The 25,569-nt window shown below is 74.4% G+C and carries 28 protein-coding genes; 15 read left to right on the forward strand and 13 right to left on the reverse strand.

Features of this window, described 5'->3' with window-relative positions:
• The first annotated feature begins 15 nt into the window (after nucleotides 1–15).
• Complete coding sequence (locus tag AC230_RS05565; RefSeq protein ID WP_049714760.1) at nucleotides 16–426, forward strand: hypothetical protein; 411 nt, start codon at nucleotides 16–18, stop codon at nucleotides 424–426.
• 16 nt (nucleotides 427–442) lie between these two features.
• Here AC230_RS05565 and AC230_RS05570 read toward each other — a convergent pair whose 3' ends face one another.
• Nucleotides 443–1,369: a LysR family transcriptional regulator gene (locus tag AC230_RS05570; protein ID WP_049714761.1), complete on the reverse strand. Its 927-nt coding sequence runs from the start codon at nucleotides 1,367–1,369 to the stop codon at nucleotides 443–445.
• A 70-nt stretch (nucleotides 1,370–1,439) separates the two neighbouring features.
• On the opposite strand from AC230_RS05570, the gene AC230_RS05575 reads away from it, so the two are divergent.
• The gene (locus tag AC230_RS05575) at nucleotides 1,440–2,183 is read left to right on the forward strand and encodes an SDR family oxidoreductase (protein WP_049714762.1); all 744 of its coding nucleotides are present in this window, start codon (nucleotides 1,440–1,442) and stop codon (nucleotides 2,181–2,183) included.
• Between the two features lie 76 nt (nucleotides 2,184–2,259).
• Nucleotides 2,260–2,859 carry a DNA polymerase ligase N-terminal domain-containing protein gene (locus AC230_RS05580; protein WP_049714763.1) on the forward strand — a complete coding sequence of 200 codons (600 nt, stop codon included), beginning with the start codon at nucleotides 2,260–2,262 and terminating at the stop codon, nucleotides 2,857–2,859.
• A 15-nt stretch (nucleotides 2,860–2,874) separates the two neighbouring features.
• On the opposite strand, the gene ligD is transcribed toward AC230_RS05580, so the two are convergent.
• From ligD to AC230_RS05595, 3 genes are all read right to left on the reverse strand, one after another.
• Nucleotides 2,875–3,843, reverse strand: a complete 969-nt coding sequence (gene ligD, locus AC230_RS05585) for a non-homologous end-joining DNA ligase (RefSeq protein WP_049714764.1) — start codon at nucleotides 3,841–3,843, stop codon at nucleotides 2,875–2,877.
• A gap of 178 nt (nucleotides 3,844–4,021) precedes the next feature.
• Nucleotides 4,022–4,366, reverse strand: coding sequence for a hypothetical protein (locus AC230_RS05590; RefSeq protein WP_049714765.1), 345 nt, complete (start codon nucleotides 4,364–4,366; stop codon nucleotides 4,022–4,024).
• Between the two features lie 252 nt (nucleotides 4,367–4,618).
• Complete coding sequence (locus tag AC230_RS05595; protein WP_049714766.1) at nucleotides 4,619–6,421, reverse strand: AMP-dependent synthetase/ligase; 1,803 nt, start codon at nucleotides 6,419–6,421, stop codon at nucleotides 4,619–4,621.
• A 500-nt stretch (nucleotides 6,422–6,921) separates the two neighbouring features.
• Between AC230_RS05595 and AC230_RS05600 the strand changes: the two genes are divergently transcribed.
• From AC230_RS05600 to AC230_RS05625, 7 genes are all read left to right on the forward strand, one after another.
• The gene (locus AC230_RS05600; RefSeq protein WP_241833089.1) at nucleotides 6,922–8,223 is read left to right on the forward strand and encodes a cytochrome P450; all 1,302 of its coding nucleotides are present in this window, start codon (nucleotides 6,922–6,924) and stop codon (nucleotides 8,221–8,223) included.
• A gap of 292 nt (nucleotides 8,224–8,515) precedes the next feature.
• Nucleotides 8,516–9,355 (forward strand): VOC family protein, encoded by an 840-nt coding sequence (locus tag AC230_RS05605; RefSeq protein WP_049714768.1) that lies wholly within the window; start codon nucleotides 8,516–8,518, stop codon nucleotides 9,353–9,355.
• 51 nt (nucleotides 9,356–9,406) lie between these two features.
• Nucleotides 9,407–10,363: a Gfo/Idh/MocA family protein gene (locus AC230_RS05610; protein ID WP_049714769.1), complete on the forward strand. Its 957-nt coding sequence runs from the start codon at nucleotides 9,407–9,409 to the stop codon at nucleotides 10,361–10,363.
• Nucleotides 10,364–10,515: 152 nt separating this feature from the next.
• A complete protein-coding gene (locus AC230_RS05615; protein ID WP_049714770.1) occupies nucleotides 10,516–11,643 on the forward strand; it encodes a multicopper oxidase domain-containing protein in 1,128 nt (375 codons plus the stop codon).
• Nucleotides 11,644–11,883: 240 nt separating this feature from the next.
• Nucleotides 11,884–12,027, forward strand: coding sequence for a lasso RiPP family leader peptide-containing protein (locus AC230_RS31795; protein WP_107082053.1), 144 nt, complete (start codon nucleotides 11,884–11,886; stop codon nucleotides 12,025–12,027).
• 6 nt (nucleotides 12,028–12,033) lie between these two features.
• Entirely contained in the window at nucleotides 12,034–13,866 is a 1,833-nt protein-coding gene (locus tag AC230_RS05620) for an asparagine synthase-related protein (RefSeq protein WP_049714771.1), read from the forward strand.
• Between the two features lie 102 nt (nucleotides 13,867–13,968).
• The gene (locus AC230_RS05625) at nucleotides 13,969–14,403 is read left to right on the forward strand and encodes a lasso peptide biosynthesis B2 protein (RefSeq protein WP_078870964.1); all 435 of its coding nucleotides are present in this window, start codon (nucleotides 13,969–13,971) and stop codon (nucleotides 14,401–14,403) included.
• 126 nt (nucleotides 14,404–14,529) lie between these two features.
• Here the strand turns inward: AC230_RS05625 and AC230_RS05630 are convergent, their stop codons facing one another.
• Complete coding sequence (locus AC230_RS05630; RefSeq protein ID WP_049714773.1) at nucleotides 14,530–15,381, reverse strand: helix-turn-helix transcriptional regulator; 852 nt, start codon at nucleotides 15,379–15,381, stop codon at nucleotides 14,530–14,532.
• 180 nt (nucleotides 15,382–15,561) lie between these two features.
• On the opposite strand from AC230_RS05630, the gene AC230_RS05635 reads away from it, so the two are divergent.
• Entirely contained in the window at nucleotides 15,562–16,341 is a 780-nt protein-coding gene (locus AC230_RS05635) for an NAD(P)H-dependent oxidoreductase (RefSeq protein ID WP_049714774.1), read from the forward strand.
• A gap of 139 nt (nucleotides 16,342–16,480) precedes the next feature.
• On the opposite strand, the gene AC230_RS05640 is transcribed toward AC230_RS05635, so the two are convergent.
• A complete protein-coding gene (locus AC230_RS05640) occupies nucleotides 16,481–16,693 on the reverse strand; it encodes a DUF4287 domain-containing protein (RefSeq protein ID WP_049714775.1) in 213 nt (70 codons plus the stop codon).
• A 317-nt stretch (nucleotides 16,694–17,010) separates the two neighbouring features.
• Between AC230_RS05640 and AC230_RS05645 the strand changes: the two genes are divergently transcribed.
• Nucleotides 17,011–18,009 (forward strand): GlxA family transcriptional regulator, encoded by a 999-nt coding sequence (locus AC230_RS05645; protein WP_049714776.1) that lies wholly within the window; start codon nucleotides 17,011–17,013, stop codon nucleotides 18,007–18,009.
• Nucleotides 18,010–18,156: 147 nt separating this feature from the next.
• Nucleotides 18,157–18,759 (forward strand): isochorismatase family protein, encoded by a 603-nt coding sequence (locus AC230_RS05650; protein WP_049714777.1) that lies wholly within the window; start codon nucleotides 18,157–18,159, stop codon nucleotides 18,757–18,759.
• Between the two features lie 431 nt (nucleotides 18,760–19,190).
• Here AC230_RS05650 and crcB (AC230_RS05655) read toward each other — a convergent pair whose 3' ends face one another.
• Genes crcB (AC230_RS05655) through crcB (AC230_RS33450) form a run of 3 tightly spaced genes read right to left on the reverse strand, consistent with a single transcriptional unit; the run spans nucleotide 19,191 to nucleotide 20,403 of the window.
• On the reverse strand, nucleotides 19,191–19,565 hold the full coding sequence (crcB, locus tag AC230_RS05655) for a fluoride efflux transporter CrcB (protein WP_049714778.1): 375 nt from the start codon (nucleotides 19,563–19,565) through the stop codon (nucleotides 19,191–19,193).
• The gene (locus AC230_RS05660; protein WP_049714779.1) at nucleotides 19,562–19,915 is read right to left on the reverse strand and encodes a DUF190 domain-containing protein; all 354 of its coding nucleotides are present in this window, start codon (nucleotides 19,913–19,915) and stop codon (nucleotides 19,562–19,564) included. Before AC230_RS05660 ends, crcB (AC230_RS05655) begins: the two co-directional genes overlap by 4 nt.
• On the reverse strand, nucleotides 19,912–20,403 hold the full coding sequence (gene crcB, locus AC230_RS33450; RefSeq protein ID WP_049714780.1) for a fluoride efflux transporter CrcB: 492 nt from the start codon (nucleotides 20,401–20,403) through the stop codon (nucleotides 19,912–19,914). Before crcB (AC230_RS33450) ends, AC230_RS05660 begins: the two co-directional genes overlap by 4 nt.
• Before the next feature lie 277 nt (nucleotides 20,404–20,680).
• Here crcB (AC230_RS33450) and AC230_RS05670 point away from each other — a divergent pair, with 277 nt between their 5' ends.
• Entirely contained in the window at nucleotides 20,681–21,322 is a 642-nt protein-coding gene (locus tag AC230_RS05670; protein WP_049714781.1) for a carbonic anhydrase, read from the forward strand.
• A 40-nt stretch (nucleotides 21,323–21,362) separates the two neighbouring features.
• Here AC230_RS05670 and AC230_RS05675 read toward each other — a convergent pair whose 3' ends face one another.
• Both AC230_RS05675 and AC230_RS05680 read right to left on the reverse strand, forming a co-directional pair.
• Nucleotides 21,363–22,664, reverse strand: a complete 1,302-nt coding sequence (locus AC230_RS05675; RefSeq protein ID WP_078870966.1) for an FAD-dependent oxidoreductase — start codon at nucleotides 22,662–22,664, stop codon at nucleotides 21,363–21,365.
• Nucleotides 22,665–22,903: 239 nt separating this feature from the next.
• Nucleotides 22,904–23,344, reverse strand: a complete 441-nt coding sequence (locus tag AC230_RS05680; RefSeq protein ID WP_049714782.1) for a DUF2267 domain-containing protein — start codon at nucleotides 23,342–23,344, stop codon at nucleotides 22,904–22,906.
• Nucleotides 23,345–23,632: 288 nt separating this feature from the next.
• Here AC230_RS05680 and AC230_RS05685 point away from each other — a divergent pair, with 288 nt between their 5' ends.
• On the forward strand, nucleotides 23,633–24,274 hold the full coding sequence (locus AC230_RS05685) for a hypothetical protein (RefSeq protein WP_049714783.1): 642 nt from the start codon (nucleotides 23,633–23,635) through the stop codon (nucleotides 24,272–24,274).
• A 129-nt stretch (nucleotides 24,275–24,403) separates the two neighbouring features.
• Here the strand turns inward: AC230_RS05685 and AC230_RS05690 are convergent, their stop codons facing one another.
• Both AC230_RS05690 and AC230_RS05695 read right to left on the reverse strand, forming a co-directional pair.
• Complete coding sequence (locus AC230_RS05690) at nucleotides 24,404–24,940, reverse strand: DoxX family protein (protein ID WP_049714784.1); 537 nt, start codon at nucleotides 24,938–24,940, stop codon at nucleotides 24,404–24,406.
• An 82-nt stretch (nucleotides 24,941–25,022) separates the two neighbouring features.
• On the reverse strand, nucleotides 25,023–25,457 hold the full coding sequence (locus AC230_RS05695; RefSeq protein ID WP_078871016.1) for a cupredoxin domain-containing protein: 435 nt from the start codon (nucleotides 25,455–25,457) through the stop codon (nucleotides 25,023–25,025).
• Between the last annotated feature and the right edge of the window lie 112 nt (nucleotides 25,458–25,569).

Genomic DNA, 25,569 nt, shown 5'->3' on the forward strand with positions numbered 1-25,569 from the left:
ATCGTCAACAGGGGTATGGGTGGTATCCGCCGTCGCGCCTGTCTCCTCCTGCTGATGCTCTACGGGGCCTACACCGGCTTCTGGGCCTACGTCGCCCCGCGGTCCTGGTACGACGGCTTCCCGGGCTTCGGCCGCTCCTGGCTCCCGCCGCTGGGGCCGTACAACGAACACTTCGCGAGCGACATCGGAGCCGCGTACCTCGCCTTCGCCGCCCTCAGCGCCCTCGCCCTCCGCCGCGTCCGCGACCACCGGCTGGTCGCCGCGACCGGCGCGGCCTGGCTGGTGTTCAACGTGCTGCACCTCGTCTGCCACCTGAGGATGCTGCGGGTGTACGGGCCGCTGGACCGGACGCTGACGGTGCTCGCGCTCGTCGTCTTCGCCGCCGCCTCCGCCGTCCTGGCCCTGCCGCGACGGCGGCCCGTGTGACGGGCGGACGGGGCGCTCACCGGCACGCGGAGCAGACGTTGGCGGGCCCGTCGTGCCACCGCACGACCTCCGCCGCCGCCTCGGCGAACGCCCGGACGCGCGCGGTCTCGGCGCACGCGCGCCACACCAGCCCGTACTCCAGCGGCGGCGCGTCACGGAACGGTACGTAACGGACGTTGGGACGGGCGTAGTAGCGGGCCTCGTGGGCGGCGGTCGGGTGGATGCCCCGGCCGGCGCCCACGAGCGTGAGGAGCTCCTGGCGCGTCGCCGCCGCCTGCCCGCGCTCCACGGGGCGTCCGGCGGGCGTGGTGGGCGGGATCAGGTGGTCGAGCCAGTACGAGGGGAGGGCGCCCGAGAGCATCAGGACCTTGTCGGCGGCCAGGTCCTCGTAGTCCGCCCGGTCGCGCCGCGCGAGGGGGTGCCGGGTGGAGACCGCCAGGACCCGGGTGTCCGATATGAGAACCGGGCCGGTGCGCAAGTCGCCCTCCACGACCGGGAATTGGACGAGGGCGAGGTCGAGCCCGCCGTCGCGCAGGGGGCCCAGCGGGTCGGACAGCGCCGTCTCGTGGAGCAGGACCTCGCCCGCCTCCGGGTGGCGCTCGCGGTACGCCAGGGCGGCGGTCATCACCAGTTCGCCCGCCAGCGGGCTGGTGAAGCCGACCCGCAGCGGTGCGGCCAGGCCGCGCCCCGCGGCGACGGCACGGGCGATCCCCGCCTCGATCATCTCGTAACCGGGCCGCACGTCGTCCCGCAGCCGCTCGCCGACCGGCGTCAGGGCGACGCGTCTGCTCGTCCTCTCGAAGAGCGCGGTGCCGACGCGCCGTTCCATCTGCTTGACGGTCTGGCTGACCCTGGCCTGGGAGACGTGCAGGCGTTCCGCCGTGCGCCCGAAGTGCAGCTCTTCACAGAGCGTCAGGAAGATCTGGAGGTCTCGTCGTTCCATAACCCACAGGTTATCGATCGTTTCGCGGACGGGCGTTGTTCCGCCGTTCGCCGCCGCCGAAGCTGGACGCATGAACACACAGTCCGCACACCCCCGCCGCCGCCCCCTCGCCGTCGTCACCGGAGCCGGGTCGGGCATCGGCGCCGCCACCGCCCGCGCCCTGTCCGAGGAGGGCCACCCGCTGCTGCTCCTGGGCCGCGACGCCGCGCGCCTGGAGGCGCTCGCGCTGCCGGACGCCATGACCAGGTCCGTCGACGTCACCGACCGCGCCGCGATGGACGAGGCCGTCCGGGACGCCGAATCCCTCTACGGGCCCGTCGACTTGCTCGTCAACAACGCCGGCGTGATGCTGCTCGGCTCCGTGCACCGGCAGCCCGCCGAGGAGTGGGACCGCATGCTCGACGTCAATGTGCGGGGGCTGCTCAACGGGGTGCGCGCGGTGCTCCCCGGCATGGTCGAGCGCCGGCGCGGCACGGTGGTCAACGTCAGCTCGGTGGCCGGCCGCAAGAGCTACGCGCACCACACGGTCTACAGCGGCACCAAGTTCGCGGTGCACGGGCTCTCCGAGAGCCTCCGCGAGGAGGTCTCCCCGCACGGCGTCCGCGTCATCACCGTCGCCCCCGGTGCCGTCGAGACCGGACTGCTCTCCCACACCACGGACGAGGCCGTCAAGGCCGGCTACCAGGCGTTCAAGGACTCCGTCGAGATCCTCACCCCGCAGGACGTGGCCGACGCCATCACCTTCGCCTACCGGCTGCCCCAGCGCGTCACCCTGCGCGAGGTGGTCGTCGCGGCCACGGGCCAGGCCGCGTAGCCGGCGCGTGGGCCCGGCGGGCGCGCGCCATGATGGGGACCGTGCGCCCCGCGCCACCCGTCCCGGAGGAGGGCCCATGACCTCGCGTGCGTCGCTCGCCGAATACCGCCGCAAGCGCGACTTCTCGAAGACGCCCGAGCCCGGCGGCGGCCGGGCGGACGGCGACGAGGAGGGCCGGGCCCGGTTCGTCGTCCAGATCCACGACGCGAGCAGCCTGCACTTCGACTTCCGGCTGGAGGCCGAGGGCGTCCTCAAGTCCTGGGCCGTGCCCAAGGGCCCGTCCCACGACCCGCACGACAAGCGCCTCGCGCTGCCGACGGAGGACCATCCGCTGGAGTACCGCCACTTCGAAGGGGTGATCGCGGCCGGCGAGTACGGCGGCGGCACCGTCATCGTCTGGGACGAGGGCACCTACCGCCCCCTCACCACCGACCGCTCCGGCCGCCCGGTGCCCTTCGCCGACGCCCTGCGCGCCGGGCACGCGTCCTTCTGGATGGACGGCGCGAAGCTGCGGGGCGGCTGGTCGCTCACCCGCATGAGGGAGGGACGGGACGAGGCGTGGATGCTCGTCAAGAAGAACGACCGGCACGCGGCGGCGCGGGGCGCCCCGGATCCCCGGCGGGCGCGCTCGGCCCGGACGGGGCGGACGCTGCGACAGGTGGCGGGCGGCGCCTGACACCCCGCGCGCCCCTCATCGGGCGCGCTCCTCCGCGGCCAGGGCGTCCAGGCGGCGGCGCGCGCCCGCCAGGGAGCGCCGGCAGCGGCCCAGGCCCTTCCACGGGTCGCCGCGCCGGGCCAGGCGGTCCGGCAGGGTGCGCAGCGTCCAGCTCCGCGGGCCCAGGGCGGGGTCGTCGAGTTCGTCCCAGTCCACGGGGGTGGCGACCGGGGCGTGCGGACGGGCCCGCACGGCGTAGGGGGCGACCGAGCTCTGCGCGTAGGCGTTGCGCTGGACGTCGAGGTAGAGCCGGCCGCGCCGCCTGTCCTTGCGCGCCGCGGTGGTCAGCCGGTCCGGGTGGCGGCCGGCCAGCAGCTCGGCGGCGTCGCGGGCGAAGGCGCGGGCGGTGCCGAAGTCCGTCCGCCGGTCGAGCAGGACCAGCAGGTGCAGCCCGCGCGACCCGGTGGTCATGACGGCCGGGCGCAGCCCGACCTCGGTCAGCAGGTCGCCCAGGCGCCGGGCCGCCCAGCGCACGGTCCCGAAGCCGTCGCCGTCCTCGTCCGGCGGGTCCAGGTCGAAGACCAGCCGGTCCGGGCAGTCGAGGTGATCGACCCGGCTGAGCCAGGGGTGCGGTGTGATGCACGCCTGGTTGGCGAGGTAGGCCAGGGTCGCGGTGTCGTCGCACACCGCCATCGTCACCGTCCCGCCCTCCTTGGGGACCACCCGGCGGTGGATCCACCCCGGGAAGTAGTCCGGAACGTCCTTGTGGACGAAGGACTTCCCGCCGTATCCGTCCGGGTGCCGCTCCATGATCAGCGGGCGGTCCCGCAGGTGCGGCAGCAGGACGCGGGCGACGGCGCGGTAGTAGCCGACCAGCTCCGCCTTGCTGATCCCGTCCTCCGGGAACAGCAGCTTGTCCGGGTTGGTCAGGGGCACCCCGCGCCCGCCGATGCGCAGCTCCTCCTTCCGCCCGCCCTTCCGTCCTTCCCCGCGCGCCGGGCTCATCGCCTCACCTCCCGCGGCCCCGCCCACCGGGTGCCGCCTCGTCCGGAACGCCTCTGCCGGGCCCCGCCGTTCACCGGCCGGTCCGCAACGGCCACCGTTTCACGGGTCCGCCCGCCGCGCATGCCCCGGTCGTCCGCGCCGGGCCGGGCCGGTGAACCCGGCCGCCTCCCCGGAGCGGTCACGGCGCCCTCACCCCGGCGTCCCCGGACAGCGGGCGGCCGTCCCCCGTGCGGTGTTCCGGCGGTCTGGGCGACGCGGGACGGCCGGCCCGTCGGCGGGTGACCGCGCGACGCGGGGCCCGGCGGGGGCGGCGGGCCCGCGCGAGCCCGAACGAGGGCCGGAGCCGGGCCGGACGGTGGCCGGACGCCGGCTCGGCCGGGGGCGTCCCGGACGCGGTCGCGCCCGGCGGCAGCGCCCGGCGCGGCGGGGGGCCGAAGACGCGTTCCTCATAGCGGTCGAGGGCGAGGATCAGGGCCAGCAGGGCGGGAGGCAGGAGCAACGCGGACACGAGAGCGGCGAGCACAGGGGCTCCTTCCCGGAGTGATGCGTCCCCCATCCGTCTTACCGGCCGTCGAGCTGGGAAACAGCATTCCACCCGTACGCGTGGCCGGCGGGCGCCGGCGTCCCCGGGGGACACGGACGTCGGTCCGCCTGCCCTTGGACGGGCCGAGGCCCCGGATCGGATCCCCCTCCTGCTGCGAGCCCCCAGGCCCGCGGCGGGGAACGGTACGACCGGGCGGGCTGCCGGCTGTCCACCGGCCGGCGGACAGGCCCGTCACGTCGAGTGCTCGTACAGGCCGGCGGCGTACAGGCCGTCGATCTGATCGGCGTACTTCTCGGCGATGGCCCGGCGTTTGAGCTTCATGGTCGGGGTGAGCTCGTCGGAGTCCGGCAGCCAGTCGACGGGGAGGACGGCGAAACGCTTGATCTGCTCGACGTGGGAGAGGGTCCGGTTGGCCTGCTCCACCGCGTCGGCGACGGCCCGGCGCAGGTGCGGGTCGGCGGCCAGGGCGGCGGGGGAGGTGTCGGGCAGGCCGTGGGCGCGGGCGAAGGCGGTGCGGGCGTCGGGGTCGAGGACGACGAGCGCGACGTTGTAGGGGCGGCGGTCGCCGACGCAGACGCACTGGCCGATCAGGGGGTCGGCGCTCTTCAGCGCGGCCTCGATGTTGGCGGGCGACATGTTCTTGCCCGCCGCGTTGATGATGAGCTCCTTCTTGCGGTCCACGATGGTCACGTAGCCGTCGTCGTCGATGGTGGCGATGTCCCCGGTGCGCAGCCAGCCGTCGGCGCCGATCAACTCCGCCGTCTTCTCCGGGGCGTTCCGGTAGCCGCGTGTCACGACCGGGCCGCGGACGAGGAGTTCGCCGTCCCGGGCCAGCTTCAGCTCGATGCCCGGCAGCGCCCGGCCCACGGTGCCGATCCTGGCCGCGTCCGGCGGGTTGAGCGTGACGAGACCGGACAGCTCCGTCATCCCCCACCCCTCGTGGACGGGCACGCCGATGGCCGCGAAGAACTCCAGCATCGCCGGTGCGGACGGTGCCGCGCCCACCGCGGCCATCCGTAACCGGTCCAGCCCGAGCAGCGCGCGCAGCGGAGCGAAGACCTGCTCCTCGGCGGCCGCGCACCGGCGGTTCAAGTCCTCGTCCGGGCCCGGTCCGTGGCCGGACCGCGCCGCCTGCTCGGCGCGTACCCTGGCCCGGCCGGTCTCGATCGCGGCCAGGACCGCCGCGCGGCGCGCCTCGTCCGGCTCGGCCGCGATCCCGGCGAGCAGCGCGGTCCGGAACTTCTCCCACACACGGGGCACACCCGCGAACTTCGTCGGACGGATCTGCCGCAGGGCGGGCGCCAGTTGGGACGGATCGGCGAGCGAGACGACCTCGGCGCCGCTCGCGACCGCCGCGTAGTGCGTGAGCAGCCGGTCGACGGCGTGCGCGGAAGGCAGGTACGACAGCGTCGTGTCCCCCGCCTCCAGCGAGCTCACCCGGCGCCACGCGTCGTACATCGCCATCTGGTTGGCGTGGGTGATCTCGACGCCCTTGGGCGGGCCGGTCGTGCCCGAGGTGTAGATGACCGTCAGCAGGTCCTCCGGCCGGACCGCCCGCCACGACGCCTCGAAGTCCAGCCCCTCGTCGGTGGCTTCGAGCCGCTCCAGCGGCAGCACGTCCCGTGCCGCCGTCCCGTCGACGGTGACGACGTGCCGCAGCCCGGTGCGCGGCCGGACGGCGCGGACGCGGTCCAGGAACGCCTCCTCGGTGATCAGCACCGTGGCCCCGGCGTGGCCGAAGAGGTACCGGAGCTGCTCGGCCGGGCTGGTGTTGTACACCGAGAACGGTGTCGCCCCCACATGCAGTACGGCCATGTCGGCCAGGTGGAACTCGGGCCGGTTGCGGAGCATCAACGCCACGAGATCCCCGCGGCGGACCCCGAGGGCCGCGAGCCCGGCCGCGATCCGCCGCACCCTGCGCCCGTACTCGCCCCACGTGACCGTCCGCCCGTCCCCCGGGGTCCGCAACGCGACCGCGTCCGGCCGTGTCGCCACTGTCGCCTGGAACGCCTCACACACCGTCGATGCAGTCATCAACTCTTCCTCGAAGCAGGGAGATCCGGCAGTACGAGGGTCTTGTGCCGGGACGGGGGAGGGCCAGAGCGCGTCCTGCGCATATTCGGCCATTCGTGGCATGGCCACCGGTGCGCGGGCGGGTTCCTGCACTTCCGGGCCACCGGCGACGGCGTCACCCTGGCCAAGCCCTGCGACCGGCCCTGGACGCGACCGCCCGCCCTGGCGCCCGCGCCGTGACGGGCTGGGCACAGATGGGCCAGGGCGCCGCCCTGTGCGACCGGTCACGACCCGGCTGCCCATGCCCCCGTCGGCGATGAACCTGTCGCCAGGAGGCGGGTGAAACGGCCGCCGCTTCGGCCGTGCTGCCGGGCAGGCCGAAGCGGGCCTTGACAGGCTTTGTCCTTCGCCGGGCGACCGGAGCCGAATCGGAGCTGAAAGGTGGCTGTTCCATGCCCTCACCCTCACCCGCCATCGATCGTGCGCACGCCGTGTCCCTTCATCGGGTTCTGCGGGAGGTGGTGAGAGGGGGGCCGCTGGGGCTGGTGGAGGGAGTCGGGCGGCAGGCGCAGGGGGCGGTGGTGCGCCTGGAACTCGGGCCGTTCCGGCCGCTGTTGGTCACGCACCCCGACCACGTGCGGCACGTGCTGCGCGACGCGGCGGAGAACTACGTCCGCGGGGCGGCCATGTGGGACGCGCTGGGGCGGTTGACCGGCCGGGGCATCGCGGGGGAGGGGCCGGAGTGGCTGGCCAGCCGCGACGTCCTGTGCAAGGGCATGTCGGGCGGATACCTGCGGCGGACGGGCGAGGGGATCGCCGCCTCGGTCGGGCGGGCCGTGGAGGAGCTGGCCGGCCGGGCACGGGAGCGGCCGGTGGACGCGGTCGTGGAGATGACCCGGCTGGTGCACCGGGTCATCAACCCGGTCTTCTTCGGCTCCCGCATCGGCCCCGCGCAGTGCGACCGGCTGGGCCGCGAAGTGGCCACGGCGCTGGGCTCGTTGCTGTGGCGCATGGCGATGCCCTTCGTGCCGCACCGGGTGCCCATGCCGGGGGACCGGGCGTTCCTGCGGGCCACCCGCACCCTGAACCGGACCCTGTCGCCCGTCATCGAGCGGGCCCGCCGGCAGGGCGGGGGCGGACCGGACCTGATGAGCGGCCTCCTGCGCGGCAGGGGGCCCGACGGGCGGCCGCTGGGCGACGAGCACGTCCGGCAGGACATCGTGGCCCTCTTCGTGGCCGGTTCGGAGTCCAGCGCCCTCACGCTCACCTGGGCCTGGGTGATGCTGGCCCGGCACCCCGACGTCGCGGCGCGCGTGCGCCGGGAGGCGGACGACGTGCTGGCGGGCGGGCCGCCGCGGCCCGGGCACGCACGGCAGTTGGTGTTCACCCGGCGGGTGATGGCCGAGGTGATGCGGCTGTACGCGATGGCCTGGGCCGTCCCCCGGGTCGCCCGCCGGGACGACATGCTCGGCCGCGTGCCCGTCCCGGCCGGTACCACGCTGGTCCTGTCCCCGTATCTCACCCACCGGCTGCCCGAGTTCTGGCCGGACCCGCTGCGCTTCGATCCCGCCCGGTTCGAGAAGCGGGCCGTGCGCGAGCGGCACCCGCTGGCCTACCTGCCCTTCGGGGACGGCCTCCACCAGTGCGTGGGGCAGGCCTTCTTCCTCATGGAGTCGGTGCTCGTCCTGGCCACCGTACTGAGCCGCTACGACGTGCGGGTGTCGTGCGCCGATCCCCGTCCCCGCCTCGCCGTCGCCCTGCCCCCGCGCGGCCGCGTCGGCCTGACCCTCACCCCGCGCGGCCAGGGGCGGCAGAACTGCTGAAGCCCCCCGACGTCCTGTCGCCGGTCCCGCCCATTCCACGGACGTGGAACGCCACCGAACCGGCCTCGGTGCGCTGCCGCATGCGGGCACCGTCATCGAGCCCGTGCCTTTCGCATTGCCCCGCTTTGCGGACGTGACGTGTCCTAAAAGCCTCCTAACGTGAAGGCGCGCGCCGGAGAGCGAAGCCCTCCAAAGCTCCATCCGATGCGGCAGATCCGCTCCCGGCGTTCCCCCCGGCGAATCGTCCGGACGGGCCTGGATGCGGAGCCAGGCGTGGAAAGGAAGGTCTCCGATGAGTTTCATATCCCCGGGTCAGGTCGTCTGGTTCGAGATCGGCACCGGCACCACCGACCCCGACGCCGTCACCGGTTTCTACGGCCCTTTGCTGGGCTGGAATTTCGAGATCGATCCCGATTCGTCCGTCGACGGCCGCACCTACACCCGCATCCTCGCCCCCGGCGCGCCCTGGCCGATGGGCGCGATCCAGCAGGGCGACACCGGTGACGAGGCCGTCAACCTCTCGATCCTGTCCGCCGACGTCCACGCGGACGTGGAGAGGCTCACCGGACTCGGTGCCACCGTCGTCGTGCCGGCCACGCAGGTGGCGGACGTGACCGTCTTCGCCCGCCTGGCCGATCCGCGCGGCAACCTCTTCTCCCTGTTCTCCCGGTCCGCCTCGCGGCGGTTCGAGGAGCGGATCGCCGGGACGGACGCGTACATGCGGCAGACCGCCCGCACACCGGAGCCGGGGGCGATGGGCCGGTTCGAGATCGGCACCGCCGACGTGCGGGAGACCACCGACTTCTACCGCGCGGCGTTCGGCTGGCGGTTCGAGAGGGACGGCACCGCAGGCGGCACGCCGTACTTCAACGTCTTCGGCCCCGGCGCGCGGTGGCCGTCCGGCGGCCTGTGGGACCACGGCCGGGACGACGCCGGAGGGGCCGACCACGTGATGCCCTGCTTCCTGGTCACCGACGTGGCCGCCACGACGCATGCGGCACGGAGGCTGGGCGGCCGGGCGGAGCTCGGCCCGTGTTCCCGCCCGGACGGCACGGTCCACGCCCGCCTGACCGACCCCCGCGGCAACCGTTTCGGCCTGTTCTCCCCGCCCGCCCGGCCGGCGGCCGGCTGAACCCGGCCCGCCCTTCCCGCCCACCCGCACCGCATGACGAGGAGAGACACGATGAAGATCGCACTGCTGGGAACCGGCTTCGGCCGGGCACACGCCGCCGTCTACGCCGCGCGCGGCGACGTGGACGTGGTGATGTTCGGCCGCGACGCGGAGAAGACCGCCGAGGTGGCCGGCCGGTTCGGTTTCGCCGCCTCCACCGACATGGACGCCGCCTTCGACGACGCCTCGTTCGACCTGGTGGACATCTGCCTGCCGGTCCCCCTGCACGCCCCGTACACGCTGCGGGCCCTGGAGGCGGGCAAGCACGTGCTGGTCGAGCTGCCGCTGGCCGGCAGCATGGAGGACGCCGAGCGGGTCGCCGAGGCCGCCGCGCGCAGCGACAGGCAGGTGTTCGTGGACATGTTCGAACGGTTCGTCCCGGCCAACCAGGCCCTGTTCGACGCGGTGCGCGAAGGCGCCCACGGGCGGCTGGAGCAGCTGACGCTGTGGAACCTGACCGCGCACCTGTGGCCGGGGGCCTCCCTCGGGCTGAAGGTGCTGCCGCTGGAGGCGATGCACAGCGACATGGACGTCATCACCCGCACCCTCGGCCTGCCCCAGGACCTCACCGTGACGACCGTGGCGCGCGATGACGACTCCGGTGCCGTCGACGCCGTCCTCCGCTTCGGGCACGCGATGGCCCGCAGCTCGGTCTCCTCCCTGATGCCCACGTCGTGGGGGGCCCGCGGCGGTTACACCGCGGTGTTCGAGCACGGCGTGCTGGACGCCTCGTCCACGACGGGCTTCGACGGCAAGCCCTCCGGCACCGTCACCGTCTACACCCCCGACGGCGCCCACGACCTCGTCCTGCCGCCCGCCGACCAGTACACGGCCATGATCGGGCACGTCATGGACGTCCTGCACGGCAAGGCCGCGAACCGGATCGCCCCGGACAGCGTCCTGGACGCTCTGCGGCTCACCCTCGACCTCGACCGGAAGGTCAACAGTGCTCGCCGCGCCCGGCCGTGACCCACGCCGTGGCGGCGGGCCGTGGTCCGCCGTTCTCCCGCAGTGTGGTGCTCGTTAGCACGTATGGGTGTTTCAGCGTTCTTGTTCCGGTCCTTCCGCGTATGGTCGGGTTCGTGACTGCATGTGAACGAGGGTATTCCCGGCGTCAGATCATGGGGCTCACGGCCGCGTTGGGCGGCGGACTCTGCCTCCCGCCCGCCATGGCCCACGGGCTGCCGCGCGGCAACCCGCAGGAGCCCGTCACGCAGGTCTACTACATCGCCGCCGACCCGGTGACGTGGGATTACGTGCCCCAGGGCCGGAATCTCGTCTCGGGCAAGGCGTTCTCCGCCATGGAGCAGGTGAAGGCCCGCCCCGGGCGCAACCGCCTGGGCTCGGTCTACTGCAAATCGCAGTACCGCGAGTACACCGACGGCACGTTCACCAAGCTGGTGCCGCGCCCCGGCGACGCGTACATGGGGCTGCTCGGGCCGGTGATCCGTGCTCAGGTGGGTGACACGATCAAGGTGGTGTTCCGCAACAACACGGCCTTCATGGCGTCGATCCACCCCCATGCCGTCTTCTACTCGCGGGGTGACGAGGGGGTCGCGTTCAACGACGGCGGCTCCGGCTCCGACGGCGGCGTCGTGCCGCCCGGCGGTACCCACACCTACGTCTGGCAGGTCCCGGAGCGGGCCGGGCCCGGGCCCGGCGACCCGTCGTCCCTGGGCTGGCTCTACCACGACCACAGCACCGGCATGGGCGTCCCCGGCACCAACTCCGGGCTCGTCGGGCCGATGGTGATCACCCGGCGCGGCGCGGCCGGCCGGCACACCGTCCCCCGCGACGTCGACCGCGAAGTCTTCGCGCTCTTCTGCCAGTTCGACGAAGGCCGCAGCCCCTACCTCAAGGAGAACATCAGGCGCTACGGGCGCGGCCAGAAGATCGACACCGGGCACCGCGACTTCGCGCACGCCCACCAGAAGCAGTGCGTCAACGGCTTCATGTTCGGCAACGGCCCGGCCGGGACCTCCGACGCCCGCCCGGCGCTTGTCCTGCGCAAGGACACGGCCGTCCGCTGGTACGTCATCGGCCTGGGCGGCAGGAACGACTCGCACAGCCCCCACTGGCACGGCAACACGGTCACCGTCCACGGCCACCGCGCGGACGTGGTCACGGTGCTGCCCGCGACCGTGGTGACCGCCGACATGCGCCCCGACAATCCGGGGAACTGGCTGTTCCACTGCCACGTCGACGAGCACATGATGGAGGGCATGATCACCCGCTATCGCGTCGAGTGACCGTCTGACCGTTTCGACGGGCCGGCTTCGACCGCTTCAACGAAGCCGGCTTCGACCGTCTCGTCGGGCCGGCTTTCGGACTCGCCGTATTTCCAGCAAGAAATACATAGCCCTTTCCACTCGTGCGAGTGGATAAAACGGCCTCTCGGCGTATCGCCTTGACGGTGGGGCATCTCCGGATCGCGGGGCTGTGAATGCCGCCGCACCGGAAGCACGACCTCACCGGAGAGGTGATCTCCCATGGAGCGCAACGATGTGTACGAGCCGCCCCGCATGGTGGAGGCCGGCGAATTCGCTGAGCTGACCAGGGGTGTGCCGCAGGGCAACTGGCCGGACTACAGCGTGATGTGGCCCTGGTACCCGTCGGCCGGTGCCCAGGGCTGACGGCCCGTGACCGGCGAGGTGTGGTTCGCGGTCCTGCCGGACGGCGAGGCCGGCCTCGCCGGTGCACGCCTTCTGCGCACCACGGCGACGGCGGCCGTCGAGCACGGTTCGGGCCGGCCCTGGCTGCTCGGGGCCTGGCCGGACGGGCACATGACGGTCGCCGCCGCCGGCACGGCGCGGCTGGCGGTGATCGGGCGATGCCCGGTCACCGCCGACGGCCTCGCGGCCCGGCTGGCCCGGGTCCGCGACATCACGGAGGTGGAACAGGCCGTACGCGGCCTGGCCGGCAGCCACCACGTGGCGGCCACGGTCGGGGGACGGGCCTGGGTGCGCGGCAGCGCCTCCGGCACACGACTGGTCTTCCGCACCCGGGTGGGCGGCGCGGAAGTGGCCGCCGACCGCTCCGACATCCTGGCGCGGCTGGCCCGCGCGGGTCTCGACGAGGAGACCCTGGCGCTCCACCTGCTGTCCTCGCCGCCGCCGTACCCGCTGGACACCCGGTGCGTCTGGCGAGGCGTCGAGGGCGTGCGGCCGGGCTACGGCCTGCTGCTCGAACCCGACGGCCGGGCCCGTACCCGCCCGTGGTGGAGCCCGCCGGAGCCGGTGCGGCCGCGCGCCGACGCGGCACTCGTGATCCGTCGCGCGCTGACCGAGGCCGTCGGTTCCTGCACGGCCGGCGGGGGGACGGTCAGCGCCGACCTGTCCGGCGGCATGGACTCCACCAGCCTGTGCTTCCTCGCGGCCCGCGGCCCGTCCCGCCTGGTCACCCTGCACTGGACGGGCCGTGACCCGGCGAACGACGACACCTCCTGGGCCCTGCGGGCGGCCGTCCGGCTGCCGGGCGCGGAGCACGTGATGCCGCCGCCCTCCCCGGCGCACCTGCCGTACGGCCTGACCGACGCGGGCGGTCCCACCCCCGACGAGCCCGGCACGTGGGTGCGCTACGGCGGGAGGCTGGCCGCGGGCGCCGCGCTGATGGCCGCGGAGGGCTCACGGCTGCACCTCACCGGCGGCGGCGGGGACGAGCTCTTCACGGCCCCCACCGCGCACCTGTACGACTACGTGCGCAGCCACCCGCTCGCCGCGTTCGCCAGGATCCGCAGGATCCGGGCCGCCCACCGGATCCGTACGAGGCCGCTGCTGCGCCGGCTGGCCGCCCGCGACTCCTTCGCCCGGTGGCTGGCCCGCTGGGCGGACGGCCTCACCGCCCGGCGGGACCCCGCCCCGGTTCCCGCCGACGACTACGTCCTGACCTGGGGGGACGAGGCGCGCATGCCGCCCTGGGCCACACCCGACGCGGTGCACACGGTGGCGCGTCTGCTGCGGGCGGCCGCGGCCGACGGCCCCGGACCGCTCGCCCGCGAGCGGGGCCAGCACGCGGCGCTCAGCCTCCTCCGGGCGGGAGGGCGGTGCCTGCGCGTGGTGAACCAGGCCGGCCTGCGGCCCGAACTCGCCGCGCCCTACCTGGACGACGCCGTCCTCGACGCCGCCCTGGCCGTCCGCGTGGCCGAACGCAACGTGCCCGACCGCTACAAACCCGTCCTCGCCGACGCCCTGTGCGGCATCGTGCCCCCGGCCCTCCTCTGCCGCACCACGAAGGGCGAGTTCTCCGCGGAGCTCCACGAGGGAATCCGCCGGGGCCGGGCGGAACTCGCCGGCCTCTTCGGGGACTCCGCACTGGTGCGTGCCGGTCTCGTCGACGCCCCTGCGCTCCGTACCGCTCTGCTCGGCTCACGCCCCCGGCCGGACGTCCTGCGGCACCTCGACCCCACCCTCGGCTGCGAACTCTGGCTCCGTGCCTGCCGGTCCAGCCCCGCCGCCACCGGAGGGCCGATGTGACCGTCGCCCGCGCCCCGGTCGCCGCGCCACCGAACGCGGCGCTCCGGGCGTCCCGTTCCCGTCGTCACCGCGCGCTCCGAACCGGACGGGGGTGTTGTCCGCATGAGCCACACCATGATCCACGGGACCGGGCGGGCGGCGGTCCCCTGGCGCCGCCGTCCGCCCGTCCTCCTGGCCGTCGTCGCGGCCCGGCTGCTCACCCTGCTCCCGCCCCGCCGTCTGCGCCGCGTGCTCACGGCCGTCCGGCGCGGCGCCGCCCCCGCCACCACCGACCAGGCGCTCGACGCCCGGCGGCACGTCACCGCGGTCAGCCTCCGCTGCGCGGGGGAGGGATGCCTCCAACGGTCCGTCGCCACCACGTTGTTGTGCCGGATGCGCGGCGTATGGCCCGACTGGTGCGCAGGAGTACGGACGAATCCGTTCCGTGCCCACGCCTGGGTCGAGGTGGACGGCCGGCCGGTCGGCGAACCCCACCCGGCGGGCTACTACCACCGCCTCATGACCGTCCCCGCCGTGCGGCAGGACGACAGGTCGTGACGGCGTCCCGAACGGCCTGAGGGCCGGTGTCAGTTGGGCGGACGCGACCGCCGACCCGCGTGCGGGGCGACGCGGTCCCGCCGGCGGGTGGCGCACCGGCCGCCGGTCACGGTGCCGTCGTGCGCGTCACTCGCGCACCCGAGCGTTGACCGTGGGACTGGCGGCGTCGCCGCCGGCCGCGTCCAGGCCCGCGAGCAGGCGCAGGCCGTCCTCGGCGGGGCTGCCGGGGGCCGCGGAGAGCACCAGCAGCTCCCTGCCCGACGCGTCCGGCAGCGGGAAGTTCTCCTGGTGCAGTTCCAGCAGTCCGACCAGCGGGTGCCGGTACGTCTTGCGCCCATGGGTGCGGGCGCGGACGTCCGCGCGGGCCCAGAGGCGGCGGAAGCGCTCGCTGCCCATCGCCAACTCGCCGATGAGCGACGTCAGCCGGGGGTCCTCGGGGTATTTGCCGGCGGCCAGGCGCAGGTGCCCGACCACGTCGAGGGTGCAGGTCTCCCAGTCCGCGTAGAGGCCGCACCCGGTCTCCTCGAGGAAGAGGTGCCGGGCGGTGTTCAGGCCCGGAATCGGCCGGCCGTAGAGGAGCCCGGCGAGGCGGTTGCCGGCGAGCACGTCCAGGCGGTGGTCCATGATCAGCGCGGGGGCGCCGGTGACCAGGTCGAGGACGCGCAGCAGCTCCGGCCGGACCCGTCCGCCCGGCGCCTTCGCGCGGCGCCGGCGCTGCCGTGCGAGCCGGTGGAGGTGCCCGCGTTCGGTCTCGTCCAGCCCGAGGACGCGGGCGAGCGCGTCGAGGACCTGCTCGGAGGGCTGGGTCGCGCGCCCCTGCTCAAGGCGTACGTAGTAGTCGACGCTGACCCCGGCCAGGTGCGCGACCTCTTCACGGCGCAGCCCCTCGACCCGGCGGCGGCTGTCGGTGGGGATGCCGACAGCCGCCGGGTCGACCCGGGAACGCCGGGTCCGCAGGAAGCCCGCGAGATCGTCCATGTGCCCAGTATGGCTTCCGGGCACACCGGTGAGGGTGGCCCTGCCGATCCCAGGAACTCCCGTCCGACGGTGGCGGCGTCCCTGAACGCCGGGCGCCGTGGCGTCCAGGATCGGAGGCAATCGAAGCCGGTGAAGCCGATGAAGCCGGTCCAAGGCACCATCCGATCCGAAGGACTTCCCATGAAGACGCTGATCGTTCACGCCCATCCCGAGCCGAAGTCGCTCAACGCCTCGCTGAAGGACCTCGCCGTCTCCACCTTGGAGAGCGCCGGGCACGAGGTACGGGTGAGCGATCTGTACGCGATGAACTGGAAGGCGGTGGTGGACGCCACGGACTACGGCCCCCACGCCTCGACCCCGTTGAAGGTCGCCCGGGACTCGGGGCGGGCCTTCGACGCCGGGGACCTCACGGCGGACGTCCGTGCCGAGCAGGAGAAGCTGCTGTGGGCGGACGTGATCGTCTTTCAGTTCCCGCTGTGGTGGTACACGATGCCCGCCATCCTCAAGGGCTGGGTGGACCGGGTGTTCACCTACCACTTCGCGTACGGCGTCGGCGAGCACAACGACACCGCGTACGGCGAGCGCTTCGGCGAAGGCACCCTCGCGGGCCGGAAGGCTCTGCTGTCCGTGACCGTCGGCGGACCGGAGTCGCACTACGCCGCTCGCGGGATCAACGGGCCGATCGACGACCTGCTGTTCCCGATCCACCACGGCATCCTCTACTACCCGGGCATCGAGGTGCTGCCGCCGTTCGTGCTGTACGGTGCCGACCGGATGACCGGCGCGGACTACCCGGACATCGCCAAGGCATGGGAACAGCGCCTGCTCACCCTGGAGTCGACCGAGCCGATAGCGTTCCGGCCGCAGAACTTCGGCGACTACGAGATCCCCTCGCTGCGCTTGAAGGAGGGGCTGGAGCCCGCGGGCCGCACGGGTTTCGGGCTGCACGTGCGGGGGTGACCGCGGGTGGCCCGGGGAGGCGGGGGCGGCGGCCGAGGCGGCCGGCCATCTGCTCCCGGCTCCGGGCACCCCCCGCTCCGGACGGCCGAAGTCCCCCTCCCCGCACGGGTCGGGCGCACCCGGCCCCGGCGGCCCGCTGCTACCGGCCGCCGGCCTCCGCGAGGGTGTGGGCGACCAGGGCGTTGGCGTGGCCGTGCCCCAGGCCGTGCTCGGTCTTGAGCCAGCCCACCAGCTCCATGTGCTTGGTCAGCGGCGAAGTCCGGATGAGGTTCTTCCACTCGGCTATCGGACGGCCGTACTTCTTCTCGATCGACGGGAAGTAACTGGCGGGGCCCTTCACGGTTTCAGTCATGGCCGCAGTCTGCCAGCCGCCACTGACAACGACGTGGCCCGCCGGGGCGTCCACTCGTCAGGCGGTGCGTCTCGCCGCGGTCGCGAACGGTGTCCGACGTGTCCCGGCGCTGCCCCCTGGCCGGTGGAGGACCGGAGGCGACGGCCGACGGCGTGATCGAAGAACACCTGCGACCGGGCCGTGCCGGAGCCCTCTTGGCCGCCTCGGGCCCGGCGGGCCGAGCGCCGGCCGGCCCGGTGGCCGCACGGCCCTGGGATGTCCGGATGTGACACAAGCCCGTCATTGCGGTCGCACCGGCCGGGACGGACGATGGGGGCATGTCCGAAACCAGTCACCGCGTCGTGATCGCGGTCTTCCCCGACGTCGATCTGCTCGATGTCACCGGGCCGGCCGAGGTCTTCACGCTGGCCGACCGCGAGTCCGGCGGCCGGGCCCGCTACCGGGTCCGGCTGGCCGGGCCCGGGGCGGCCGGGGAGGCGGTGGCCACCTCCGCGGGCGTGCGGGTCGTCACCGACCTCGGCTTCGCCGACGTCGGGACGGACGTGGACACGCTCCTGGTGCCCGGCGCGGTGGACGTGGAGGCCGACGGCCTCCGGCCGCGGATCGACCCCCGCGTCGTGGACTGGATCAAGGACACCGCACCCCACGCGCGGCGCGTCGCCTCCGTGTGCGTGGGAGCCCATCTGCTGGCGGCCGCCGGTCTGTTGGAGGGCCGGGCGGCGACCACGCACTGGTCCACCGCCGGCCGGCTCGCCGCCGATCACCCGGAGGTCACCGTCGATCCCGACCCGATCTTCATCCGCTCCGGGAAGGTGTGGACCGGAGCGGGCATCAGCGCTTGTCTGGACCTGGCCCTCGCCCTGGTCGCCGAGGACCACGGCGAGGATCTCGCGCTCGCGGTCGCCCGGCAGCTCGTCGTCTACCTCAAACGCCAGGGCGGCCAGAGCCAGTTCAGTGTGCCGATCAGCCACCCGCCCACGTCCCGCCGGGACATCGACGAGCTGCGCCGGCACATCGCCGACCACCTCGACGCGGATCTGTCCGCGGCCGCGCTGGCGGCCCGGATGTGCCTGAGCGAGCGGCACTTCACCCGCGTCTTCACCCGGGAGACCGGGGCCACCCCGGCCGCGTACGTCGAGGCCCTGCGCGTCGAGGCCGCCCGCCGCCTGCTGGAGACCACCGACCTGCCCCTGGAGGCCGTCGCCCGGGCCACCGGCCTGCGTTCGGTGGAAACCCTCCACCGCGCCTTCCGCCGGCGGATCGCCACGAGCCCGGCCGCCTACCGGCGCCGCTTCCGCACCACCACGCCGGCCTGACGGCCAGCGCACCTGTCAGCGGCGTCTGTTGAGGGCGGCGCCGGTGCGTGGCCACGCCCTGCTGGGTCCGCCCCCGGTCGCGGCCGACCGCCTTCTGTCACCTTCACCCACCCAGAGAGGGCAGCCATGCCCACAGAGAGGACAACCATGCCCATGTCCAGCACGCTGCGCGACGTCATCGGCCTGGACCCCCGGCTCCCCGGGCTCGCCGATGCCACCCTCATCATGATCGACTTCCAGAACACCTACCGCACCGGCGTCATGGCCCTGGACGGGGCCGACGAGGCGCTGGCCGCCGGCGCCCGTCTGCTGGGCGCCGCCCGCGCCCAGGGCGCGCCCGTGGTGCACGTCGTCAACGACGGCGGCGAGGGCACCCCCTATGACATCCGGGCCGAGATCGGTGCCATCAGCCCGGAGGTCGCACCGGCCGAGGGCGAGCCGGTGGTGGTCAAGCGGTTCCCCGACGCCTTCCACGACACCGGCCTGGAGAAGACCCTGCGCGACCTGGGCGCCGGACCCGACCTGGTACTGGCCGGATTCATGACCCACATGTGCGTCGCCTTCACCGCCCAGGGCGCCTTCACCCTCGGCTACCGGCCCACCGTCGTCGCCGAGGCCACCGCGACCCGCACCCTCGCCGCCCCCGACGGCACGGCCCTCCCCGCCGCGACCCTCCAGACCGCCGCACTGACGACGATCGGCGACCTCTTCGGCCTCGTGGCACCCCGCGTGCGGGACCTCACGGGCTGACCCGACAGCGCCCGCCGCCACCCGGGACGCGCGCCGGGGCCGCCTCGACCACGAGGCGGCGGCCCCGGCCGTCTCTTCGGGCCGTACAGCTCGCGGAAGACGCCGGCCGCCGTCGGGGCGAGCAACTCCCCGAAGGTGCCGCTTTCTCGGAGCTCGCCCGCGACCAGGACGTGGATCAGGTCCGCGTGGCAGCCGGGCTGCCGGCCGTGTTCGAATTGCAAACGCACCCCTGCTGTGCTTTGTGAACCGGTTGCCGGCGGCCGGTAGCGCGATTCACCCGGGCGTGGCCGCTCACCCGATCCGGTACTTGCGTTGCGGCCGGGAACGGCCGGTCATGATCCCGGGCGAGGTGCCGCGGGGGCGGTGGTGCGTTTGCAGACGACCGGGTGAGACGCCTCACGGCGTGCCGTGCCGTCTCCCGGCGCCGGCCGTCACCCCCACACGGCCTGGGCGAGGGCCGTGCCGGTGAAGGCCGCGCCGAGGCCGGCGGCGACGCTGCCCAGCGCGTTGGCGGCGGCGAAGAAGCGCGCCCCGTCCTGGGCCAGCCGCAGCGTCTCGTAGGAGAACGTGGAGTACGTCGTCAGCGCCCCGCACAGCCCCGTGCCCACCAGCGACTGCACCCGCGACGGGGCGGCACCGGCCGCGACGGCGCCGGTGACCAGGCCGAGGACGAGACAGCCGGCGACGTTGACGGTGAAGGTGCCCCACGGGAAGACCGTGTCGTGTCGTTTCTGCACGGCCCGGTCGGTCAGGTAGCGGGCGGGGGCGCCCGCCATCGCCCCGATGATCACCAGAGCCCAGGTCATGGCCGGTCCTCCCCGGCACGGCCCACGTAACGGTGGACCTCGACGGTGTCCAGGAGGACGAGCCCCTCGGCGACGAGCTCGTCCAGGTGCGGCAGGAAGGCGCGGACGCGGTCCTCGCCGTCGACGATGACGATCGCGACCGGCAGGTCCTCGCTGAGCGACAGCAGCCGGGAGGTGTGGATCAGGGACGAGGCGCCGAAGCCCTCGATGCCCTTGAACACGCTCGCCCCGGCCAGCCCGGCGGCGTGGGCGCGGTGGACGATCTCGGTGTACAGCGGCCGGTGGTGCCAGGTGTCGTTCTCCCCGATGAGGACCGTCAGCCGCATCGCACTGCCCTTGAGCCGCGTCATGACACCCTCCACTGGATGAGGCGCCGGGTCAGCGCCGCCGTCGTCCACACCGCCGCCAGGGCCGCCACGAGGGTGAGCGCCAGGTAGGCCAGCGCGATCGCCGCGCGGCCGTGCCCGGCCAGCCGCTGGACGTCCACCGCGTAGGTGGAGAAGGTCGTGAAGCCGCCGAGGACGCCGGTGCCGAAGAACGGCCGCACCAGCCGGTGGGCCGCCCACACCTCGGTGATCACGACCATGAACACGCCGATCACGGCACATCCGGCCACGTTGACGGCCAGCGTCGTCCAGGGGAACGCGTCGGCGGCGGTGGGCCAGAGCACGGAGGCGCCGTAGCGGGCGGCGGCGCCGATGCCGCCGCCGAGCGAGACCACGGCGACGACCGGGCCCTGCCCGGCCGTCCAGCGGGGGCGCGCCGGTGCGGGGCGGGCCTTTTCGGGGTCCGGGTCGACGGGCTCACGTGCGGCCCGCACTCCTCGGGGCGTTGTCACGACACACTTCTCCCTACCTGCCGGCACCCGTACGCGGGTGCGAATCGATCGCAAGCAGGGACCGTTGGCAGCAGCCGGTGCTGCGGTTCGGGTACGGCGGGCCCCACCGCCGCGCGGCACCCCGGCAGGGGCACCGCCACCGGCCAGAATATCGGCCCGGCCGCGGCGGCCCCAATCGGAGCCGTGCGCGGTCGGGTGCCGCGATGGCGGCCGGCCGGCGGGCGGGAACGGGGACCGGGCGGTGTGGCCGGCGGGTGCCTGCTCGTAGGCTGCGGCCATGACCGAGAACCAGACACTGACGCCCTCCGACGCCTTCGAACTGCTGCTGGCCGGTAACCGGCGCTTCGTCGCGGGCAGCCCCGAACACCCGAACCAGGACGCCACCCGCCGCGCCGAGATCGCGCCGGGCCAGCAGCCCTTCGCGGTGCTGTTCGGGTGCTCGGACTCACGCCTGGCCGCGGAGATCATCTTCGACCGGGGGCTGGGCGACCTGTTCGTGGTGCGCACGGCCGGGCACGTGGTGGGGCCGGAGGTGCTGGGCAGCATCGAGTACGGCGTCGGCATACTGGACTGCCCCCTGGTCGTGGTGCTCGGCCACGACTCCTGCGGCGCGGTCGGGGCCGCCTGCGCCGCGCTGGAGGACGGTGTGCCCGCCACGGGGTACGTACGGGACGTCGTCGAACGGGTGACCCCCAGCGTGCTGGCGGCCCGCGCCGCCGGCCGCGTGGAGCCGGACGAGATCCTGGCCGAACACGTCAAGCACACCGTCGACCTGCTGCTGGACCGCTCCCGGGCCCTCGCCGGGAAGGTCGCCGCCGGGCAGGCCGCCGTCGTGGGCCTGTCCTACCGCCTGGCCGACGGCAGCGCGCGGCTCGTCGCGGCCCGCGGCCTCGACACCGCGGTCGCCACGGGGGCCTGACCCTTCCGGCCGTGGACGGCGGGGCCACACCCCGCCCCCCTCACCGCGGCGGGTGCCGCCCTTCCCGCCCGCCCGTCGCGGCGGGGAGGGCGCTCGCGGTCAGGTGGGCGGTGATGCGGCGGGCGGCGAAGGCGGTGCCGGCGACGAAGCGGAGCATGGGGCCGAAGGTGGGGGCCGCCAGTGAGCCGGTGAAGTACAGGGCGGGGAACGACGATTCGAACGTCCCGGTCAGCCGGGGCGCCTGTGACCCGGGGACGCGGTCGAGCCGGTGCCGCAGCACCGGCGAGAGGAACTCCAGGGCGTTCAGGTCGAGGCGGTAGCCGGTGGCGGCCAGGAGGTGGTCGACGGTCATGGCCGTCGGGCCGTCCCCCGTGCCCGCAAGCGTCAGCTCCGCCCGCCCGTCGCGGAGACCGGCCCGGACGACGTGGCGGGAGCAGTGCACGGGCACGACGCCCTCGACGCGTTCGCGCAGCCACCAGCCGCCCGAGGGCCCCAGGGCCCGGCGGTGGAGCAGGAGCCGGGCAGGGGCCGGCAGACCGCGCACCGCGTGGGGCGCGTGGCAGACGGTGGCCAGGGCCCAGCCCGTGCCGAGGGGCGACGACGGCTTGAGGAGCCGCCGGCGCAGGGGGCGGTGGAGGACCGGGGTCTCGCCCCAGCGGACGCGGGGGCCGCGGACGAGGACGTGGACGTCGGCGCCCGCTTCGTGCAGGAGGGCCGCGCTCTCCAGGGCGGACTGCCCGCCGCCCACCACGGCCACGCGCCGTCCCGAGTAACGCGAGAGGTCGGTGTGCTGGCTGGTGTGGGACAGCGCGGCCTCGGGCCCGGTGCCGCGCGGCGCCAGGGGGAGGAGCCGGGGAGGGATGTGGGCGAGCGCGCCCAGCCCCGTGGCCACGACCACGGCCGCCGCGTCGATCTCCTCGCCGTCCTCCAGGCGGACCCGGTAGCCGGTGCGCGACCGCTCGACGGTCCGCACCTGCGTGTTCTCCACCTCGCCGACGTGCCGCGCGGTGAACCACATGCCGTACCGGACGAACGTCGTGCACGGGATGGGCGTCAGCTCCGTCAGCACGCTCTCGCCCACGGCCCGGCAGAAGTCGGCCAGCGTCCCCCCTGGCACCGGGGCCGACAGGTCCGTCGCCTGCGGTGTCGACTTCAGGAACATCCCCGTGGCCATGGCGTGGCGCCAACTGCCCATGACCTCACCGAAGACGCGGACGTCCACACCCGCGGCACGCAGGTGCGCGGTGACCGACAGGCCGTACGGCCCCGCGCCGATCACCACCACCGGCCTGCGCCGCCCCGACCCGTGCCGCACACCGTGCGACGGAACCACCTGCGTCATCCGACCCCCCGACCCCTCGAGCCACGTTCTCCCCGGACGCGGACAGACCGGTTCGGACGCATACGCTCACAACGCCGCATACGTCCTCCCCGGAGGTCCAGTGTGCCCCGGGAGGGGAGTGCCCTGCTGGACTATCGGCAGACGCGCATCGCCATGCGCCCGCGCGCCCGGCGGCGGCCGCGCACGGGCGGCGCGGGACGGGCCGCCGGCGGGCGCCGCCCTCGCCGGCCGGGGCGGGGTCAGGCCGCCTGGAGGAGTTCGGCGCGGCCGAAGAGGAGCGCGTAGCCGGGGCGGAGCTGGGTGAGGATGCGGTCGAGCAGCGCGGGGCCGGCGAGGCGGGCGACGACGGTCAGCACCGACCCCACGTCCCAGCGCGTGATGGCCAGGCCGGCGCCGGTGCGGTCGGCGATGTCCTTGACGAACGCCCAGCCGGTCATGGGCGTGTTCTGCGGGATCTGCGCGGCGAGGATCTCCGCGGCCTCGCGGGGCAGGCGGGCGGCCAGCTCGACGCGTTCCTCTCCCGTGAGCCGGCGGCCGAGGGCGGACAGGACCGCGGTGACGGCGTGCTCGGCCCGTTCGCGGGTGGCGTAGGCGCCGTTGCGGCGGACCTGCTCCAGCATCCGGTCGTACGACAGGGCCGGCGTGGTGCCGGGCGCCGCCGGGGCCTGGCTGTGCTGCATCGGTGGGTGACGCCTTTCTCTGAGGGATGTCTCCAAGGGGTCGGTGCCCGGGTGATCACACGGCGGTCGTTCCCGCCGGGCCCGGCGGCGGTCGTGCCCCGGACCGCCGCCGGAAAGGAAGGGCCGGCTCACGGAAGGGGCCGGTGCGCATCGGCACGGTGAACACCTCCTCGCCCGGGTAGCTCTGCTCGTGCGACGCTGCCTGATCTCCTTGTAGCCTGTCATCGAAAGGATGACAAGTGGGAGTGTCATCGCAAAGACGACGCCCCAGTGCACGGAGGTGACTCGTTGCCCGAACGACAGCAGCCGGGAACCGCTCCCGGAGCGGCGTCCTTCCCCGCCGCCGAGGCGGCCCTCGCCGCGATCAAGGAGGCCCTCCACGCCGGGCGGCAGCACGACGACGGAGCCGGATCCGCACAGGCCCTGGCCGCGCTGTCCCTGCTGCGGCAGCTGCGCGACCAGCTCGCGGGCTGGGAGACGGGACTGATCGAGACCGCCCGCGAGGCCGGTGCGAGCTGGGCCGACCTGGCCCACCCGCTCGGCGTCGCCAGCCGGCAGGCCGCCGAGCGCCGCTACCTGCGCCTGCGCCCCGGAGCCCCGGGCACCACCGGCGAACAGCGGGTCCGGGCCACCCGCGACCGCCGCGCCGCCGAGCGCGCCGTCACCGCCTGGGCCCGTGACAACGCGGCCGATCTGCGCCGGCTCGCCGGGCAGCTCTCCGCCCTCGCCGACCTGCCGCCCGACACCCGCGCCGCCCTCGTCCGGGCCCTGGGCCACGACAACGCGACCATCCTCATCGAGCCCCTGGCCGACGCCCGCCCCCACCTGTCCGGTCACCATTCCGAGCTGGCCGGCCGCATCGACGCCGTCACCGGCCACACCGACCGGCTGCGCGGCGCGGGCGACTCCCCGCGCCCGGACGGGACGTGAGGCGGCGCCCCGCCCCGGTCGTACGGCGGTGCGTCGCGGGCGAGCGGAACCGGCGTCCTCGCGGGGGCCGCTCGAGGGCGTGCACGGCCCTCGCAGGGGTTTCCGGCGTGCCTGAGGGAGACGCGGAGGTCATAGACTCAGGGTGATCCCCGCCCCGACGCCGGCCAGCGCCAGGGCCAGGGCGGCCGCCGCCCAGCCTCCGTGGCGCCAGGGGAAGAAGCGGTCGACGGCGAGCCGTCCCGGGCCGGTGGCGGCGATGCCGAGGGCCACGACGGCGATGACGACGCCGTACTCGACGCCGCCCTCGGTGTCCCACAGGCCGTGGTCCCAGGTGACGGTGGCCATCGCGTTGATCATCACGCCGATGAGGGCGGCGGCCGCGAGCGGGGTGAGGAGACCCAGCGCCAGGCCGAGGCCGCCGAGGAGTTCGGAGAGGCCGCCGACCACCGCGAAGACCTTGCCCGGGTGGTAGCCGAGGGCCTCGAAGCCCTTGCCGGTGCCGGTCAGGCCCTGCCCGCCGAACAGGCCGAAGAGCTTCTGCGAGCCGTGCCCGGCCATCAGCAGCCCGACGGTGAGCCTGATGAGCAGGAGCCCGGCGTCACGGGCGGCGGTGTCCGCCGGCCGGTGCGCGTGCGGTGACGAAGCGGTGTTGCCGATGCGGTTCATTGCGCGGTCCTCAGGGGAGCGCCGACTGCGGACGGTGAGCGGAGCGGCGCCGCAGGGGCGCCGCTCATGGGCCAGGAGTGCCTCACCTCACTACGACGGTCCCGTGCATGTGCGGGTGGAACGTGCAGAAGTAGCTGTACGTACCCGGGGAGTTGAACGTGAAGGTGTAGGAGTCGCCGGCGCGCAGCGTCGCCGAACGCAGCGGTCCGCCGCCCTCACTGGTCACCGTGTGCGGAGCCGCATCGGTGTTGGTCCAGGTCACCGTGGTGCCACGGCCGACGGTCAGGGTGCCGGGGGAGTAGGCGAAGCCGGCGATCGTCACCTTGGTGGCGGCCGCCCGCGCGGCGTGGGCGGCCGGAGCCGCCGCCACCGGCTGTGCGGTGTGCTGCGCGTGCCCGCCGTCCGGGGCCCCCGACCAGCCGCCCAGGGCCCCGATCCCGGCAGCGGTGGCGAGGGCCACCAGTGCCGTCGTGACGCGACGCCCACGCGTCGCGGTCGATGTGTCCGTACGAGTCATGATGTCGACCCATCCGAATCCGGATCTCGTGCGGGTCACACGCGCCCGCCGGAGGCGGGTCGCGCTTCGGACACCTCCAGCGTAGTCGGCGCACGGCGGCCGGATCCGCCGC

The sequence above is a fragment of the Streptomyces caatingaensis genome, from assembly GCF_001187435.1.
GTDB classification, from domain to species: domain Bacteria; phylum Actinomycetota; class Actinomycetes; order Streptomycetales; family Streptomycetaceae; genus Streptomyces; species Streptomyces caatingaensis.

Coding starts and splice junctions, on each gene's coding strand:
- AC230_RS05565 (WP_049714760.1), top strand. CDS start 16: ATGGGTGGTATCCGCCGTCGCGCCTGTCTCCTCCTGCTGATGCTCTAC.
- AC230_RS05570 (WP_049714761.1), bottom strand. CDS start 1,369: ATGGAACGACGAGACCTCCAGATCTTCCTGACGCTCTGTGAAGAGCTG.
- AC230_RS05575 (WP_049714762.1), top strand. CDS start 1,440: ATGAACACACAGTCCGCACACCCCCGCCGCCGCCCCCTCGCCGTCGTC.
- AC230_RS05580 (WP_049714763.1), top strand. CDS start 2,260: ATGACCTCGCGTGCGTCGCTCGCCGAATACCGCCGCAAGCGCGACTTC.
- ligD (WP_049714764.1), bottom strand. CDS start 3,843: ATGAGCCCGGCGCGCGGGGAAGGACGGAAGGGCGGGCGGAAGGAGGAG.
- AC230_RS05595 (WP_049714766.1), bottom strand. CDS start 6,421: ATGACTGCATCGACGGTGTGTGAGGCGTTCCAGGCGACAGTGGCGACA.
- AC230_RS05605 (WP_049714768.1), top strand. CDS start 8,516: ATGAGTTTCATATCCCCGGGTCAGGTCGTCTGGTTCGAGATCGGCACC.
- AC230_RS05610 (WP_049714769.1), top strand. CDS start 9,407: ATGAAGATCGCACTGCTGGGAACCGGCTTCGGCCGGGCACACGCCGCC.
- AC230_RS05615 (WP_049714770.1), top strand. CDS start 10,516: ATGGGGCTCACGGCCGCGTTGGGCGGCGGACTCTGCCTCCCGCCCGCC.
- AC230_RS31795 (WP_107082053.1), top strand. CDS start 11,884: ATGGAGCGCAACGATGTGTACGAGCCGCCCCGCATGGTGGAGGCCGGC.
- AC230_RS05625 (WP_078870964.1), top strand. CDS start 13,969: ATGAGCCACACCATGATCCACGGGACCGGGCGGGCGGCGGTCCCCTGG.
- AC230_RS05630 (WP_049714773.1), bottom strand. CDS start 15,381: ATGGACGATCTCGCGGGCTTCCTGCGGACCCGGCGTTCCCGGGTCGAC.
- AC230_RS05635 (WP_049714774.1), top strand. CDS start 15,562: ATGAAGACGCTGATCGTTCACGCCCATCCCGAGCCGAAGTCGCTCAAC.
- AC230_RS05640 (WP_049714775.1), bottom strand. CDS start 16,693: ATGACTGAAACCGTGAAGGGCCCCGCCAGTTACTTCCCGTCGATCGAG.
- AC230_RS05645 (WP_049714776.1), top strand. CDS start 17,011: ATGTCCGAAACCAGTCACCGCGTCGTGATCGCGGTCTTCCCCGACGTC.
- AC230_RS05650 (WP_049714777.1), top strand. CDS start 18,157: ATGCCCATGTCCAGCACGCTGCGCGACGTCATCGGCCTGGACCCCCGG.
- crcB (WP_049714778.1), bottom strand. CDS start 19,565: ATGACCTGGGCTCTGGTGATCATCGGGGCGATGGCGGGCGCCCCCGCC.
- AC230_RS05660 (WP_049714779.1), bottom strand. CDS start 19,915: ATGACGCGGCTCAAGGGCAGTGCGATGCGGCTGACGGTCCTCATCGGG.
- AC230_RS05670 (WP_049714781.1), top strand. CDS start 20,681: ATGACCGAGAACCAGACACTGACGCCCTCCGACGCCTTCGAACTGCTG.
- AC230_RS05675 (WP_078870966.1), bottom strand. CDS start 22,664: ATGACGCAGGTGGTTCCGTCGCACGGTGTGCGGCACGGGTCGGGGCGG.
- AC230_RS05680 (WP_049714782.1), bottom strand. CDS start 23,344: ATGCAGCACAGCCAGGCCCCGGCGGCGCCCGGCACCACGCCGGCCCTG.
- AC230_RS05690 (WP_049714784.1), bottom strand. CDS start 24,940: ATGAACCGCATCGGCAACACCGCTTCGTCACCGCACGCGCACCGGCCG.
- AC230_RS05695 (WP_078871016.1), bottom strand. CDS start 25,457: ATGACTCGTACGGACACATCGACCGCGACGCGTGGGCGTCGCGTCACG.